The organism is Streptomyces sp. SID13726, from assembly GCF_010548375.1.
In the GTDB taxonomy this organism is placed as follows: Bacteria; Actinomycetota; Actinomycetes; order Streptomycetales; family Streptomycetaceae; genus Streptomyces.
Genome location: NZ_JAAGLY010000884.1, coordinates 1 through 383, shown reverse-complemented (window position 1 = coordinate 383; position 383 = coordinate 1). Strand labels below are relative to the sequence as shown.

The following is a 383-nucleotide window of genomic DNA, read 5'->3' as shown; positions in this document are numbered from 1 at the left end:
CGAAGGTGAAGCCCTGCTCGAAGCGGTATCTGCGGCGCACGTCCACCGGGTCGATGCCGTTGATGGCGGCCTTGGCCAGCCGGATGAGGTAGCCGTCCTTCTTCGCGATCTCGGCGGCCAGCTCCAGGGCGGCCGCCCGCAGTTCGCCCCGGGGGACCACCTTCCACACCGAGCCGTGCGCGTGCAGTTCGGCGGCGGTCGCCGTGCGGGAGGTGTAGTAGAGGGTCCGCATCAGGTGCTGCGGGACGAGCCGGGCCAGGTGGGTGGCGGCTCCCAGTGCGCCCCGGTCGAGCTCGGGGAGCCCGAAGGTCGCGTCCTCGCTGGCCACGATCGCGTCGGCGTTGCCGACGAGGCCGATGCCGCCGCCCAGGCAGAACCCGTGC

Annotated in this window: 1 protein-coding gene; it reads right to left on the bottom strand. The window is 72.6% G+C overall.

Translation table 11 applies throughout. The features are described 5' to 3' along the window. On the bottom strand, positions 1–383 hold a 383-nt coding region (locus tag G3I78_RS50805), incomplete at both ends, for an enoyl-CoA hydratase-related protein (RefSeq protein WP_203616634.1).